Annotated in this window: 8 protein-coding genes; 5 read left to right on the top strand and 3 right to left on the bottom strand. The window is 63.2% G+C overall.

Annotated elements, in window-relative coordinates:
* Positions 1-98 precede the first annotated feature (98 nt).
* Complete coding sequence (locus ACIGEK_RS00405; RefSeq protein ID WP_397491441.1) at positions 99-1,901, top strand: acyl-CoA dehydrogenase C-terminal domain-containing protein; 1,803 nt, start codon at positions 99-101, stop codon at positions 1,899-1,901.
* A gap of 287 nt (positions 1,902-2,188) precedes the next feature.
* Here ACIGEK_RS00405 and ACIGEK_RS00400 read toward each other — a convergent pair whose 3' ends face one another.
* Both ACIGEK_RS00400 and ACIGEK_RS00395 read right to left on the bottom strand, forming a co-directional pair.
* Entirely contained in the window at positions 2,189-7,195 is a 5,007-nt protein-coding gene (locus ACIGEK_RS00400) for a hemagglutinin repeat-containing protein (RefSeq protein WP_397491440.1), read from the bottom strand.
* A 93-nt stretch (positions 7,196-7,288) separates the two neighbouring features.
* Complete coding sequence (locus ACIGEK_RS00395; protein ID WP_397491439.1) at positions 7,289-9,007, bottom strand: ShlB/FhaC/HecB family hemolysin secretion/activation protein; 1,719 nt, start codon at positions 9,005-9,007, stop codon at positions 7,289-7,291.
* Between the two features lie 443 nt (positions 9,008-9,450).
* On the opposite strand from ACIGEK_RS00395, the gene ACIGEK_RS00390 reads away from it, so the two are divergent.
* On the top strand, positions 9,451-11,229 hold the full coding sequence (locus ACIGEK_RS00390; RefSeq protein ID WP_397491438.1) for an acyl-CoA dehydrogenase C-terminal domain-containing protein: 1,779 nt from the start codon (positions 9,451-9,453) through the stop codon (positions 11,227-11,229).
* A 74-nt stretch (positions 11,230-11,303) separates the two neighbouring features.
* Here the strand turns inward: ACIGEK_RS00390 and ACIGEK_RS00385 are convergent, their stop codons facing one another.
* Complete coding sequence (locus ACIGEK_RS00385; RefSeq protein ID WP_397491437.1) at positions 11,304-11,936, bottom strand: HutD family protein; 633 nt, start codon at positions 11,934-11,936, stop codon at positions 11,304-11,306.
* A 283-nt stretch (positions 11,937-12,219) separates the two neighbouring features.
* Between ACIGEK_RS00385 and hutI the strand changes: the two genes are divergently transcribed.
* The 3 genes from hutI (at position 12,220) to ACIGEK_RS00370 (ending at position 15,829) form a co-directional block, all read left to right on the top strand.
* Complete coding sequence (gene hutI, locus ACIGEK_RS00380; protein WP_397491436.1) at positions 12,220-13,455, top strand: imidazolonepropionase; 1,236 nt, start codon at positions 12,220-12,222, stop codon at positions 13,453-13,455.
* Positions 13,445-14,383, top strand: a complete 939-nt coding sequence (hutG, locus tag ACIGEK_RS00375; protein WP_397491435.1) for a formimidoylglutamase — start codon at positions 13,445-13,447, stop codon at positions 14,381-14,383. The genes hutI and hutG overlap by 11 nt, the downstream gene beginning before the upstream one ends.
* A gap of 120 nt (positions 14,384-14,503) precedes the next feature.
* On the top strand, positions 14,504-15,829 hold the full coding sequence (locus ACIGEK_RS00370) for a YjiH family protein (RefSeq protein ID WP_397491434.1): 1,326 nt from the start codon (positions 14,504-14,506) through the stop codon (positions 15,827-15,829).
* Positions 15,830-15,844 lie beyond the last annotated feature (15 nt).

Genomic DNA, 15,844 nt, shown 5'->3' with positions numbered 1-15,844 from the left:
ATGGCAGTGTATTCAGCACCTGCACTGTGATTGTTGCGGCGCGGCATGGGCCTTAGCGTAGAGCACTAATCCACGCTCTAGCTGACGGAGATGCCAGCATGCCCGAGTACAAAGCCCCCCTGCGCGATATGCACTTTCTGATCGACGAGGTCTTCGACTTTCATGCCGGCTACGCCGCGATGGGTGCCAGCGATGCCACCCCGGATATGGTCAGCGCGATTCTCGCCGAAGGTGCGAAGTTCTGTGAGCAGGTACTCGCCCCGCTGAACCGCTCCGGCGATGAAGAGGAATGCCAGATCAACGACGGCGTGGTGACCACGCCCAAGGGCTTCAAGGAAGCTTTTGCCCAGTACGTTGAAGGCGGCTGGAACGGCCTGGCGGCTGACCCGGCCTATGGCGGTCAGGGTTTACCGCATTCCCTCGGCTTGCTGATCGGGGAAATGGTCGGCGCGAGCAACACCTCCTGGGGCATGTACCCCGGCCTGACCCACGGCGCGATGTCGGCGATCCACGCCCACGGCACTGAGGAGCAGAAGCAGACCTACCTGAGCAAACTCACCGAAGGCAGCTGGACCGGCACCATGTGCCTGACCGAAGCCCACTGCGGCACCGACTTGGGCCTGATCAAGACCCGCGCCGTGCCCCAGGCTGACGGCAGTTACGCGGTAAGCGGTAGCAAGATATTTATCTCCGCCGGCGAGCACGATATGAGCGAGAACATCGTCCATCTGGTGCTGGCCAAATTGCCCGACGCGCCGGCTGGCACCAAGGGCATTTCTCTGTTTATCGTGCCCAAGTTCCTGCCCAACGCTGACGGTCAGGCAGGCGCGCGCAATGGCGTCAGCTGCGGCTCGATCGAGCACAAGATGGGCATCAAGGCCTCGGCCACCTGCGTGATGAACTTCGACAGCGCCACCGGCTACCTGATCGGCGAGGCCAACAAGGGCCTCAACTGCATGTTCACCATGATGAACCACGCGCGCCTGGGCACCGGCATGCAGGGCCTGTGTCTCGGTGAAACCAGCTTCCAGGGCGCGATCAAGTACGCCACTGAGCGTCTGCAGATGCGTGCGCTGACCGGGCCGAAAGCGCCGGATAAAGCCGCCGACCCGATCATCGTGCATCCCGATGTGCGGCGCATGCTGCTGACCATGAAGGCGTTCAACGAAGGCAACCGCGCGCTGGCCTATTTCACCGCGCAGCTGATCGATCAGGCGCACCGCGGTAACAGCGCCGAGCAGCGTGAAGAGGCGGAGAACCTGCTGGCTTTCCTCACGCCGATCTGCAAAGCCTTTATGACCGAGACCGGCCTGGAGGTAACCAACCACGGCATGCAGGTATTCGGCGGCCATGGCTTTATCCGCGAGTGGGGCATGGAGCAGCTGGTGCGCGACTGCCGCATCGCACCTATCTATGAAGGTACCAACGGCATCCAGGCCCTCGACCTGCTCGGGCGCAAGGTGCTCGGCAGCCAGGGCAAGCTGTTGCGCGGCTTTACCAAGATCGTGCACAAGTTCTGCGAGGTTCAGGCCGAGCACCCGCAGCTCAAGGGTTATGTCGCCCAACTGGCGACGCTGAACCAGCAGTGGGGCGCGCTGACCCAGAAGATCGGCATGGCGGCGATGAAGAACCCGGACGAAGTCGGCGCGGCGTCGGTGGATTACCTGATGTATTCCGGTTACGTCACCCTGGCGTACTTCTGGCTGCGTATGGCCCTGGTGGCCGAGCAGAAGCTGGCTGCGGGCGCGGGTGATGCAGCGTTCTACCAGGCAAAACTACAAACAGCGCATTTCTATTTCGCACGTATCCTGCCACGCACCCTTAGTCATGAGGTGGCCATGCTGTCTGGGGCGGACAACCTGATGGCAATGAAAGCAGGCGACTTTGCCCTGGACTGCTAAGCACTGGCGTGATGTCGGCTCGAAAAGCCGCTGCCCGAGAAAGCAGCGGTTTTTTCTCTGCATTGCGCGTGCTTGAACTTGGCGTATTCCTACTTCGCGCGTGTTGCCCAACTGGATGGCGCTGTCGCACCGACCTATGTGCGTCATGTCTATGCGACGAGTTGGCCGGCGCATCTGTGTCCCCTGGTTAGTTTGCTCAAGATGCACTTGCAGGGTGTGGCTCGCCTGCTCAGCTAATGCAGCAACGCCGGCTATGTTGCCGGCGTTGCGCGTGTGCCCTGGTGGACTTATTGCTCCTGAGTGTTGGCGGCCTGTTCGATACCGGCCTGTACCAGGTGCCGGTCATTGTGACCGCCGACCCGTAGTACACCGATATTGAACAGTTGCTCCTGCTGAGTGGCGGCGTCCTGTTGCTGGGTCAGCTCGTCCTTGATGCCGAACAACAAATCCACCGGTGACTTGGACAGGTTGAGGCCGAGGTCGGCGCGGTAGTCCTTGCTGTCGAGGGCGCTGCTGCTGACAGTCGAGCCGCCGAGGTCGACTGCACCGTTACTGGCTTTGAGGGTTGCGCCAGTCAGTTGGGGCGTACCGCCGACCTGTAGCTCGATCCCTTGGCTGGCGCTGATACCCGAGGCCGAGGTAACGGCATCCTTGTCGATATGGCTGACGTCCAGATACAGGGTCGGAGTGAGCGCTGCCGTGTTGCTCTTGTCACCGAACAGCACGTTGCCCACCTTGTCGGCCACTGTCTTGCCGGTACTGGTTTTGTCGTTCACCGCGTAGCTGCCTTCCTTGCTGCCGCCGAGTTTGTCCTTGAGCTTGGCCAAACCGTTGGCGGCGGCGCTGGCCTTGTCGGCCAGGTAGCCCTTGGCCTGATCCAGCTTGTTGCCCAGGGCGCTGCGCGGTTCTGGATTGACGTCGTAGCTGCCGCTGCGCGAGAGAGCGTCAGTCAGCTTGTCCTTGGCAATGCCGGCCTGGCTGACCAGGCTATCCTTGGCGTCACCCAGCTTGCCGGCGACCTTGTCCACTCCGTTTTCCAGCTTTCCGCGATGCTTGTCGAAGGCGGCTTGGCTCTTCTCCTTGAGCGGGTCGGCGAGGGGGCCGGTGGTTTTGCCGAGTTTCTCTACCAGACCGGGCTGGTTCTTCTCGCCGGCGAGGCGCAGGTCGATGCCCAGTTTGAGACGCTGCTCGCTGTCTTTGCGGCTCTCGACGCTCAGGTTACCGCCGATATGGCCCCCGACCCGATCCGCCTCGATGGTCGCACCGGCCAGGCGGGTATCGCCCTGACTGTTCAGCGTCACCCGCTTGGCCTGGATCTGGCTGTTGTGCTGGGTGGTGCTGTCGAGTTTGTCGACATCGATCTTGACCCGACCGTAGACGCCGTAGTTGTCCTGGTCAGTGTCCTTGCTGGCGCCCTGATTCTGATAGGTCTTGCCGCCGCTACCGCCCAGGCCGAGGCCAAGACCCCAGGTGTTGCGGTGCTCGGTTGACTGCGCCGACTCTTGCAGGATGTCACCCTGGCTGGCATTCAGGTCGACGCTCTGGGCGTTGATCCGGGTGCCTTGCAGATGCAGTGCCTGGGCGTCTGCGGCCGCCGCACTCAGCTCGACCCGACCCTGGCTGTACAGCGTGCCGCCTTTGGCTGTCAGGCTGTTTTCCTGCACCCTGCCGATGGCGAACTGGCTGCCGACGCTGGCGCCTGAGTTGCTGGTCTCCGCCCCTTTGGTCTTGCTCGCGCCGAGGCTCAGACCACCACCGAGGTTGCTGCCTTCGGCTCGGTGGCTGTTGGTGGCTGCTTGGAAGTCCAGCTGGCCCGCAGCGTTCAGACGAACGTCCCCCACCTGCTGCTCGGCGCTACCGAACTGGCTGCCTTGCAAGTGCAGGTCGCCACCACTGTCCAGCACGATGGGGCCGTTACCGGCGAACGTGGCGACCTGGGCCTGGCTGTCCTGGCTATTTAGGCGCTGGTCGTTGACCAGGAAGCTGGCCGAAACGCTGCCGCCCTTGCCGCTCGAACCCTTGCTCATGCCAGCTTGCAGGCTGGCGTCGCCCTTCAGGCTGTGGCTGTCGCTGGCTTGTCGGTCGTTGGCCTGGTTCAGCACCAGGTCGCCGCCGGCTTGCAGCTGCACGCCGCCCTGCCCGCCATTGAAACGGCTGCCTTCGTAGGCACCGTCGGTGCCCAGCTGGACCTGAATACCCTGGCTGCCGCTGAGACTGCCGAGCACTGCCTTACTGTTGCTGCTGCTGCTCTCGGCAGAGCCACCAATGCCGCTGAGGCGTCCGTTGATGTCCTTGCCGGTGGTGGTGTAGACGCGCAGCGTGGTCTTCACGTTGAGGTTGTCGGCGCTCGTACTGTGGCTGTCGCTGGCGGCGTTCAGGGTATGGCTACCGGCATTGATCTGCAGCTGGCCTTGATCGGCGCGATACTGGGTGCCCTGGTCCTGTACGTGTCCGGCGACGTCCAGCAGCAGCTGGCCGGCGCGGAACTGGCTGACCACGGCCGTGCTGTCTTGTTGCTGGCTATGGCTGTTCTGGTAGGCAACGTCAAGGTCGAGGCCGAGGTTGGGCTGCTCGAAGGCATCGAGCAGGCCTGGCTGAAAGAAGTTGCGTTGGGCCACGCCTTCTACGGCTTTCTCGATGGGCCGCGTAATGCCCTTGTACTCAATGTTCGCCCCCAGATCGACGCTCCAGCCTTGTTCGTCGCGGGTGCTGCTCTGGCTATTTTGTGCGGCCCGGTTATCCACCGTTCCGGCGCTGATGTGGAGGCTATCGCCAGCGCCGAGTTGCGCTCCTTGGCTGGTCAGGGTGCCACTGCCGTTAGCTGCGTCGATGCGCAGTTGCCCGGCGGAAGCAATGCCGCTGGTCTTGGCCGTGCTGCCCGTGGCACTGCTATCGAGCGTTTGTTGCCCACCCTCCCAGCCGCTGCCGGCGCGATCCAGGCCGCCGGTGTAGTAGAAACCCACGCCAGTGGTGGTTTGGCTGCTGTCGCTGTGGCTGCTGTCCTGGGCCGCTAGCAGGTTGACGTCCCTGGCGGCCAGGCTGGCGCCGCCTTGGCCGGCGCCGATCTGCGAACCCTGCAAGGTCAGCTCGGCCTGGCTCGCCAGCGCTACCGTACCGCCCTTGAGCTCGCTGCCCTGATGGCTGGTGGTGTCGCTGTTGCGGGTTTCCTCGACCTGCTCATAGCGGATGCCCGCGCGATACTGCCGCGAGCCTTTCTGCGTGTCGGTCGCGACCTGGATTTCCTTGGCGTAGGCGGAGAAGCCGTGGCTGTCGGTGGTGACGGTGGTTTGTTCGGTGTTTTTCGCCGCCAGCACATCGATGCTGCCCACCGCATCGAGCTTGAGCTTGTCGGCGGCCTCGACCAAGGCACCGACCACGGACAGGTCGGCGGCACTCTTGAGCTGCAGGTTGCTGTCGGAGCTCAGCTCACTGCGCACCAGGGTGCTGCTGGCGACCCGGCTGCGTTGCTCATCCTTGACCAGGCCGAACAGCTTGCTGTCCTTGTCATGCTGATTGCTCAAGGAGCTGTCCTGCACACCGTCGATGGTCAGGCTGCCCTGTTGGCTGATCACGCTGGCGTCGGTCTTGCCGCGCACCTGGCTGCCGCTGATGCGCACGTCGTCGGCGGCGATTAGCAGTTTGCCCTGGGCGTTGACCTCGCTGCGCTGGTTGAGGGTCTGGGCCTTGTCGCCGCTGCCATTCTTGCCAAAGAAGCTGCCGCCGGTGAGGTCGCCGGAGTAGCTGCTGTTGCTGTTGCTCTGGCTGCGCGTGGCCGTGTCGATCTCGATTTTCTGCTTGCTGCCGAGGATCAGGTCGCCACCGCTTTGCACCACGGCACCCTCCAGGCGCAGGTTGGCGCCGCTCTGGACTGCCGCGTCGCCGTCGGCCTTGAGCTGGCTGGCGATGCTGCGCTCGCTGCGGGAGCTGTTGTCCCAGTTGGCTTTCCACAGGTGCTTGCGATGGTTGCCGCGGTCACGGTGTTCGCTGACCTCGTTGGCTGCGCTGAGCGTCAGGTCGCCGCTACTGTCGACTTTGAGCTGTTTACCGGCCGTGACGCTGGAGCCTTGCAGGCGGGTGTCGGCGCCGGCCTGCAGGCTGGCATCGCGACTGGCCTTGATGGTGCTGCCGTGTTGGCGCGAGTCGCGGTCGGTGATGGTCTGGTCGTAGGTCTCGTAGGTGATGCCCCAGAACTTGTTGTTCCAGTTGTTGCGCGACTCGCGTAGCTGCTTGCTTTCCAGGCTGCTCAAGGTCAGGTTGCGCCCGGCGCTGAGTTGCACGTCGCGCCCGCTGACCTCGCTGGCGGCTAGGCCGAGGTCGGCGGCGGCCTTGAGGGCCACGTCGCCCTGGCTGCTGCGCACGTTGGCTAGGCGGCCGTTGAGGCTGTTGTTCTGGGCCGCTTGGCCGCTGATGGTCAGGTCGCCAGCCGAGCTGATGCTGACGCCGTCGCGCCCGTCGATCTGAGTCGGGCCAACCTTGACCCCGGCGCCTTCAGCGGTGCTGACGATATTGATGCGTCCGGCTTGCATGGCGCCGAACAGGCTGGCGTCGATGCGCTGGCCGGGGCCAGCACTGGCCATGGCGCTGGCGTGCACCTGGCCATCGGTGTAGCCGACCTGGTTACGTCCGGCGGTCAGGTTCAGCTCATCGCGGGCGCGAATTTGTCCCTGACTATCAATTTGGGGAGCCAGCAGGTCCAGTCGACCGTCGTCGTTGCGCAGCCCCCCGGCCTGGATGGTGAGCTTGCCGTTGGCATTCTGCGTGTTCAGCCCTTGCAGTTGACCGTCCTGCAGTTCGGGCTTGCCCACCACCAGGCTGGCGCGTGGTGCGTTGATAAAGCTGGCGCCGTTGACGCTGATGCCATTGGGGTTGGCCAGGACATAGTCGGCGGGGCGACCGAAGATCTCCTGGGCACCGTTGATCTGCGAGGCGTTGCGGCTGATCACTTCGTTGAGGATCACGCTGGCGGCCTGGCTCTGCAGTTGCGGGTTGGCCGCCAGCTGTCCGGCCAGGATTGATTGGCCATTGCTCAAGGCGTTGTTCAGCACCAGCCCCTGACGGTCGACGTTAAAGTCGAGGAACTGGTTGTGCGACAACCCGGAGGCGTTGGGGGCGACGATGTTGATCACCGGTACGCCTTGCTGGTTGTGAATCTGCGGCGTGCCGCCGGGGCCGTTAGCGGCAGCCAGGCCGGCGGCGAAGGCCGGTTGCAGCGATTGAAACAGCATCAGGCCGGCGATGGACCAGCGCAGCCTGCCTCTGGGCGAGAGCAGAAATACTTCCGTGTTGTTGGGCATAAACACCTTCATTTTGTGGAGAGGAATAGGAGTGCGCGTCTTCGTATGGCCACAGGCTTCGCGCGTAGACCCGCGGCTCTGTCGGGCGATGAGCTAGAGCGACAGGCTCAGGCGCATCAGCCAGATTTCTGGTTCGTGAGTGAAGGTTTGCGGGCGGTGCAGGCTGCGTTGGTAATCCAGGTCCAGCCGCAGGTCGTGCCAGTTCAGGCTCAGGCCAGCACTGGCACCGGCCAGCTGCTCCGGAGCGACGCCGTGATCGGCCTTGACCCAGCCGCTATCCAGGCCCAGGCGCGGTGTTAGCAGCAGCCCATGCTCGAGCTGCTGTGGCAGTCGCAGGGTGTTGCGCCAGATGGCCGCGCTGGCGCCGGAGGCCGAGTTGCGGCGAAACCCCCGTACCGCCGAGTCGTCGCTGGCCAGGACTTGCTCGATGGCCGGCAGTGGGTCGGGGCTGTACTGCAGCGATAACTGGCTGTGCCACTGCCAGGGTTGAGTGGCGAACAGGCCATTGCGCCATTGACCGAGGCTGGCGCGCCATTTGCGAAATTGCGGGCGTGGCAGGTCGTCGAACAGGCGCTCATCGTCGCGATCGGCACCGAACCAGGTCAGGCCTTGGGCGTAGCCGAGATCAAGGTTCCACGTGGCGTTGTCCAGCCAGAATAGACTGACGCCGGCCTCGGCCACGGTCAGGGTCGGGCTCTGGATCTGCAAGCGCTGGTTGAGGAACAGACTTTCGACACGCTTGTGCGCGAGCTGCAGGTTGCCGCTCAACTGATGGCGCTGGCCGCGCCACAGAACCCGGTCCAGACGCAGGCTGAGCTGGTCGGTGCGGCCCTCGCTGTCCACGGTCTGCTGGCTCAGGTGCACCGGCGCCCAGTATTCGGCGCGGCTGGCGAATAGAGCCAGGTTCCAGTAGCCATAGGGCACGCTGTAGTAAAGGCTGCGACTGCGACTGAAGCGGGCGTCGCTGTTGAGCGTGTCGCTCAGGCTCAGATTGAAGTAGTCGTTGAGCTCCAGTGGGCTGTCCAGGCTTAGACTGAGCGTGGCGCGGTCGCGCCCGGTGCTGGCGCTGCCGAGGTTGTCCAGACCGACATCCAGCCCCCAGCGTTTCATCAGGGCGCGTGGGCGGATGATGATGCGCGAGCCGCCTTGCAGCGTGCCAGGGGCGATGTCGGCTGTGAGATCGAAGGCGCGCAGACGATTGAGCTGGTCGAGGCCCTGTTCCAAATCGCGCAGATTCAGCGGCTTGCCGAGCATGCCAGGGAATGCGCCACGCAGTGACACCGCTAGCGTTTGGTCGGCCAGTTCGATGGATTCGACGAAACCCTCTTCGACCAGAATATCCAGCGACTGACCGGCTGCCGGAGGGCTGCTGAGGTAAGGGCGGCTGGCGATATAACCGGCCTCGACATACAACTGTGTGATGGTACTGAGCAACTGGTTGATCTGCCTGACGCCCATGCAGGGGGCGATCAGCGGTTGCAGTCGCGCATCCAGCTCTGAGCGCTCAAGCAGGGTGACACCGCCAATTCGGGTACCACTCAAGGGCCAGCACTGGCTGTCTTGCTCGGCGCTCGTTGGCTTTGCCTGTACGGCGCTGTCGGTGGAAAAAGCGCCACGTTCGAGCTGGCGCTGGCGCTGCTGCTGTTGCAGTTGTCTGAGTTCGTGCTGTTGCTGTTGCTGCTGACGCAAGCCCTCAGTGTTCTGGGCAGGAGCTTCTGCCGCATACAGCTGTGGGCTGGCGGCTAGCCACAAATTGCAGAGCAGAGGCAGGTGCAAGCACAAACGGCAGGCGCCAAGAAAAGCTTTAAACACGCATACATCCTTGTCGTAATTGATTAAGCGGCGAAACGCTGACAATTAATGGATGGCAAACACTAATCTGGACTAGACCAGTATTGCCCCGTGCTTAAGTAGAGTTGACGTGAGCTTGGTTGTTACATCACGAAAGCTGCTCGAGGGGGGATTCCTGAAAAATGAGAACTGTTTGGCGAATTCCAGGCCTGCTTATGGGGAGTTATCCCGCTGGCTTAAGCGGGCCTCGCCGACATGTGTGGCCAAACTCAGAATTGGGACGGTGGAGTGGCGTTGCTTCTGACGAGCGGTAGTTGGCTCAGGGTCTGTGAGGTATCGGTGCTGCGGGTTTTGATACTGCTTGTGAATTGGCGGTCACGACGCGACCCTATGTGTCTGAAAAGTTGTTCGGGTAAACTCAAAACACTTCTGTATACCCGTTGGTTCGTCCGAGGAATTGCCCCATGGCTGACTACAAAGCTCCCCTGCGCGATATGCGCTTCGTGCTCAATGAAGTGTTTGAAGTTTCCAAGCTGTGGGCCCAGTTGCCGGCCCTGGCTGAAGTGGTCGATGAGGACACTGCAGCGGCGATTCTCGAAGAAGCCGGTAAGGTCACCGGCGGCGTGATCGCCCCGCTAAACCGCAGTGGCGACGAAGAAGGCTGCTCCTGGGCCAACGGCTCGGTGAAAACCCCAGCCGGCTTCCCGGATGCCTACAAAACCTACGCCGAAGGCGGCTGGGTCGGTGTAGGCGGTGATCCGGTATTCGGCGGCATGGGCATGCCCAAGGCGATCTCGGCCCAGGTCGAGGAAATGGTCAACTCGGCCAACCTGTCGTTCGGCCTGTACCCGATGCTCACGGCCGGTGCCTGCCTGTCGATCAATGCCCACGCCAGCGAAGAGCTGAAAGAAAAATACCTGCCGAACATGTATTCCGGCGTCTGGGCGGGCTCCATGTGCCTGACCGAACCGCATGCGGGTACAGACCTGGGCATCATCCGCACCAAGGCCGAGCCGCAGGCTGATGGCAGCTTCAAGGTGTCCGGCACCAAGATCTTTATCACCGGCGGTGAGCACGACCTGACCGAGAACATCATTCACCTGGTGCTGGCCAAGCTGCCGGACGCACCGGCGGGCCCGAAAGGCATCTCGCTGTTCCTGGTTCCGAAGTTTATGGTTAACGCCGACGGTTCCCTGGGTGAGCAGAACAGCCTGTCCTGCGGCTCGATCGAACACAAGATGGGCATCAAGGCCTCGGCCACCTGCGTGATGAACTTCGACGGCGCCACCGGCTGGATCGTCGATGCGCCGAACAAGGGCCTCGCCGCCATGTTCACCATGATGAACTACGAGCGCCTGGGCGTTGGCATCCAGGGTCTGTCTCTGGGCGAGCGCAGCTACCAGAACGCCGTGGAATACGCCCGCGACCGTATTCAGAGCCGTGCGCCGACTGGCCCGGTAGCCAAGGACAAAGCCGCCGACCCGATCATCGTGCACCCGGACGTACGTCGCATGCTGCTGACCATGAAAGCGCTGAACGAAGGCGGCCGTGCCTTCTCCAGCTACGTGGCCATGCAGCTGGACACCGCCAAGTTCAGCGAAGACGCCGCCACCCGCAAACGCGCGGAAGAGCTGGTGGCTTTGCTGACCCCGGTAGCCAAGGCCTTCCTCACCGATATGGCGCTGGAAACCACCACCCACGGCCAGCAGATCTTCGGCGGCCACGGTTATATCCGTGAGTGGGGCCAGGAGCAGCTGATCCGCGACTGCCGCATCACCCAGATCTACGAAGGCACCAACGGCATTCAGGCGCTCGATCTGGTCGGCCGTAAAGTGGTTGGCAGCGGCGGTGCGTTCTACAAGCACTTCGCCGAAGAGATCAAAGCCTTCACCGATTCCGCCGACAGCAGCCTGGCCGAGTTTATCGAGCCGCTGAAAGACGCCATCGCCAACCTGGAACTGATGACCGCCGATCTGCTGGAACGCGCCAAGGCCAACCCGAACGAAGTCGGCGCTGCCTCGGTCGAGTACCTGCAGGTGTTCGGCTACACCGCCTACGCCTACATGTGGGCCCTGATGGCACGCACCGCGCTGGCCAAGCAGGATCAGGACGAGTTCTACGTCAGCAAGCTGGGTACCGCGCGTTTCTTCTTCGCCCGTCTGCTGCCGCGTATCCACTCGCTGACTGCTTCGGTTAAAGCTGGTAGCGAGTCGCTGTATCTGCTCGACGCCGCGCAGTTCTAACGGCGTTTGCAGTAAAGCAAAGCCCCGGCCCAGTGCCGGGGCTTTTGCGTTTAAGGGCCTGGATTTGTCTGGCGCTAAACCCAGTTGTCGCTTAGCAGATCAATGGCGTCCTGTCCGGCGCTGGCCGGCTCCAGTCGCGCCAGGTAGAGGGCGCTGCGGCCCTGGCTGGTCAGCCGCCAGGGGCCGACTTCGTCTTCCAGCAGCAAGCCTTGTCCGGCTTTCAGGCTGACGGGCGCGGTCTCGGCGCTGGCGCACGTCAGGCCAGCGCCGCTGCAGCAGTAGATAAACAGCACGGCGCTGCTGTCGAGCCACTGCTGGCCCTGCAGTTCGCGGTATTCCAGGCGGTGTTGCCAGCGATTACGACGGCTCATCAGATTGAAGTCCTGCACCGGGCCATCAAGCAGCTCGGCCTGCATATCCAGCTCGCCGGGAAAGGCTACCACCGGAGTGTGGCTATCGAGTTCAAGGCTGATCTGCTCGGGCAGATTCAGGCGCAGGCCGGCGCCGCTGAGCAGGCCCAGGCTGCGGTCGATGCCGGGGTAATGAGAGAAGGGGCCGGCACTTTCCACCCGCGCGCTGCTGATGCGCCAGTCGAAATCGTCCAGGCTCGCGTCAGGCGGTGCGATGGCCAGTTCCAGGGTTACGCCCTTGCCGTTCTTCCACGGCAGTTGGCGGGCGGTGCTGCTGTCGATAATCCGAATGCTCACGGCGGTTGCTCATACAGGTTGCTCATACAGGTTGTTCGTGTATGTATATACATTAACGTTTTGCGGCTGCACAGCGGCTGTGTGAGCCGAGCGCTGCCGTTCGTCTGCTGCTGGACTTTGCTGCTGAACAGCATGCGCCGTCTATCTCGGTGATTTCTTTGGTTATGCCTTAGCGCGGGCATATGACGGTTGTAGCACGGCAGTGATTTTTCGGTGACGAACGGGGTTGACGACTGCATGGTCGAATTTTATTGTATATACATATTCGCTCAAGGAGAGTCCTATGCCCCCGTCCGCCCCGCGCCTGCTTTGGCGCGAGCTCTGCCTCTTTGATGGCCTGACCACGCTGGCTGAGCCGACCAATCTGCTGGTGGCGGATGGCAAGGTCGCGGGGCTGTGGCCTACCAGCGCGTTTCCTGAAGCTATGGCTGAAGGCGCGGTCGAAGCCGGGCGTGGCGGGGTAATGACCCCGGGTCTGGTGGATTGCCATACGCATCTGGTATACGCCGGCAACCGCGCCGGCGAGTTCGAGCAGCGCCTCGAAGGTGCCAGCTATGCCGAGATCGCCAAGGCCGGCGGCGGCATTCTCAGTACCGTGCGCGCCACCCGGGCAGCCAGCGAGGACGAGCTGCTGGCGCAGAGCCTGCCGCGTTTGCAGGCGCTGTTGGACGACGGTGTGACCACCCTGGAAATCAAATCCGGCTATGGCCTGAGCACCGCTGATGAATTGAAGATGCTGCGCGTTGCCCGCCGCCTCGGCGAGTTGCTGCCGCTGCGCATCACCACCACCTTGCTCGGCGCCCACGCCTTGCCGCCGGAGTTCGCCGGCGACAGCGATGGCTATATCGCCTTGGTGTGCAACGAGATGATCCCGGCGGCCGTTGCCGAAGGTCTGGTCGATGCGGTGGATGTGTTCTGCGAAAACATCGCCTTTAGCCCTGCGCAGTGCGAGTTGGTATTTCAGGCTGCGCAACGTCACGGCCTGCCGATCAAGGTGCACGCCGAGCAGCTGTCCAATCAGGGCGCCAGTGCCCTGGCCGCGCGCTATCAGGGCCTCTCGGCCGACCATATCGAGTTTCTCGATGAGGCCGGGGTGCAGGCCATGGCCGCTGCCGGCACCGTGGCCACCCTGTTACCGGGGGCTTTTTACACCCTGCGCGAAACCCAGCTGCCGCCTATCGCGTTGCTGCGACAGTACAAAGTGCCGATGGCCCTGGCCAGCGATGCCAACCCCGGCACCTCGCCGATCTGCTTTCCGACCCTGACCCTTAACCAGGCCTGCACCCTGTTCCGTTTGACCCCGCGCGAAGCGCTGGCCGGTATGACCGCCCATGCCGCCCGCGCCCTCGGCCGCCCTGACCTGGGGCGGATTGAGGTTGGGGCCCCCGCCGATCTGTGCCTGTGGGATGTGCAGCAACCTGCCGAACTGGCCTATGCGGTCCAGCCGGGCCGGCTGCGTCAGCGCATCTTCAACGGCGCCATTAGCTATAGCAAAGAGGTCAACACCTATGCACGCTGATCGCAACTCCATGAACCTCTGGCGGGGCCGCATCGACCCGGAAGCCGACAGCCCGCGCTGGCATCAGCGCATTCAGGCGCTCAGTGCAGACAGCCAGCCTGGCGTGGCGCTGCTCGGTTTCGCCAGCGACGAAGGCGTGCGCCGCAACCATGGCCGCGTTGGCGCGGTAAATGGTCCGCTGGCCATGCGCAAGGCGTTGGCCAATCTTGCCTGGCATCGCCAGGGCGCCGCCTATGACGCCGGCGATGTGCTGTGCGCCGATGGCGATCTGGAAAGCGCCCAGGCGCGCCTAGGTCACAACGTCTGCGCGCTGCTGGATGCCGGGCATCTGCCGGTTGTTCTAGGCGGCGGCCATGAGGTGGCCTTCGGCAGCTGGCAGGGTATTGCCGAACACTTAGCTGGTGGCAAACCTCGGATCGGCATTATCAATTTCGACGCGCATTTCGACCTGCGTGACCCGGCTCACGCCCGCTCCTCCGGTACGCCGTTCGCGCAGATCGCCGAGCAGTGCGCCGCCCGTGGCTGGCCGTTCGCCTATGCCTGCCTCGGCGTCAGCCGCGCCAGCAATACCCGCGCCTTGTTCCAGCGCGCCGCCGAACTGAACGTGCTGGTTCGCGAAGACCGTGAGATTCGTGAGGCCAGCCTGGCAGCCATCAGCGCTGAATTGCAGGCCTTTATCGCCGGTTGCGACGCGATCTACCTGACCATCGATATCGACGTGCTGCCGGCCTGCGAAGCCCCAGGTGTCAGCGCTCCGGCAGCGCGTGGCGTGCCGCTGGCGCTGCTTGAACCGCTGCTGGAAACCGTGCGCGACAGCGGCAAGTTGCGCCTGATGGACCTGGCCGAACTCAACCCCGAACACGATATCGACAGCCGCACCGCCAAGGTCGCGGCGCGGCTGATCCACCTGTTGACCCTGACCGGCTAAGCGCTACTTGGCCACTTCCCTGACAACAATAAATACAGAGGAATGCACAGATGACACCCTTCACCCAGCACCGCCACGGCGGCAGCCCGGCACCCCGTTTGTTGCCTGCGGAGAGCCGTCATGTCTGAACAACTTACGGCGCTCGCCAGCGTGTCCAAGGGGCGCGCCCTGGCCCGGTTGCTCGGCTATAGCCTGATCGGCCTGCTGCTGTTTTTCGTACCCTTCGAAATCGGCGGGCGCTCGACCATCCTTCTCGACCATGCTGCCAGCGCCCTGCAAATCCATGCGCGGCCGCTGGTGATCACTATTGCCATGCTGTTTATGTTCTACGGCGCGCTGCAGCCCTGGCTTAGCGGCAGCTGGCGCGGCGACCTGACCCGAATCGTGTTTAGCGTGCTCAAGGTGTTCGGCCTGCTGATCGGTGTCGCCTATCTCTTCCGTGTCGGGCCTGAAGCGCTGTACCAGCCGGGCATGCTGCCGTTTCTTTTTGACAAGCTGGTACTCAGCCTGGCGCTGATCGTGCCGCTGGGGGCGCTGGCCCTGGTGTTTCTGATCGGCTTCGGCCTGCTCGAGCTGGTCGGCGTGTTGATGCAGCCGGTGATGCGGCCGATCTGGCGCACGCCGGGCAAGTCGGCAATCGATGCCGTGGCCTCGTTTGTTGGCAGCTACTCGGTGGGCCTGCTGATCACCGACCGCATGTACCAGCAGGGCCACTACAGCGTGCGTGAGGCGGCGATTATCGCCACCGGCTTCTCCACGGTGTCGGCGCCTTTTATGGTGATCATCGCCAAGACCCTGGGTCTGATGGAAATCTGGAACCTGTATTTCTGGAGCGCGATGCTGGTGACCTTTGCCGTTACCGCCGTCAGCGCGCGTATCTACCCGCTGTCACGTCTGCCCACCGAGAGCCGTCCCGAGCCGCAGCTGCAAGTAGGCGAAAGCCGTATCGGCAATGCCTGGCGTGCCGGGCTCAGCCAGGCAGCAAGTGCGCCCTCGCTGCTCAGCGCGTTGCGCGAGACTTTTGTCGATGGCCTGCGCATGACCGCCGCCATCCTGCCGAGCATTCTCGCCGTCGGCCTGCTCGGTTTGCTCGCCGCCAAATACACCCCGCTGTTCGATGCCCTCGGTGTGCTGTTCTACCCGCTGACCTGGCTGTTTGGTCTGAATGAGCCGATGCAGGTGGCCCGCGCCATTTCGTCCGGCCTGGCGGAGATGTTCCTGCCGGCCATGTTGCTGAAAGACGCCGACATGCTGGTCAAATTCGTCACCGCCATCGTCTCGGTGAGCAGCGTGCTGTTTCTCTCGGCCTCGATTCCCTGCGTGCTGGCCACGCGAATTCCCCTGCGCCTGCGCGACCTGTTGCTGGTCTGGCTGCAGCGCACGTTCTTAAGCCTGTTGTTCAGCATTCCGCTGGGCTACCTGGCGCTTTACATGGGCTGGCTGTAAGCCGCCCGCACCTAA

The organism is Pseudomonas sp. NPDC079086 (assembly GCF_044542155.1).
Taxonomy (GTDB): Bacteria; Pseudomonadota; Gammaproteobacteria; order Pseudomonadales; family Pseudomonadaceae; genus Aquipseudomonas.
Note: the sequence above shows the minus strand (reverse complement) of the source record. Positions and strands in the feature narration are given on the sequence as shown.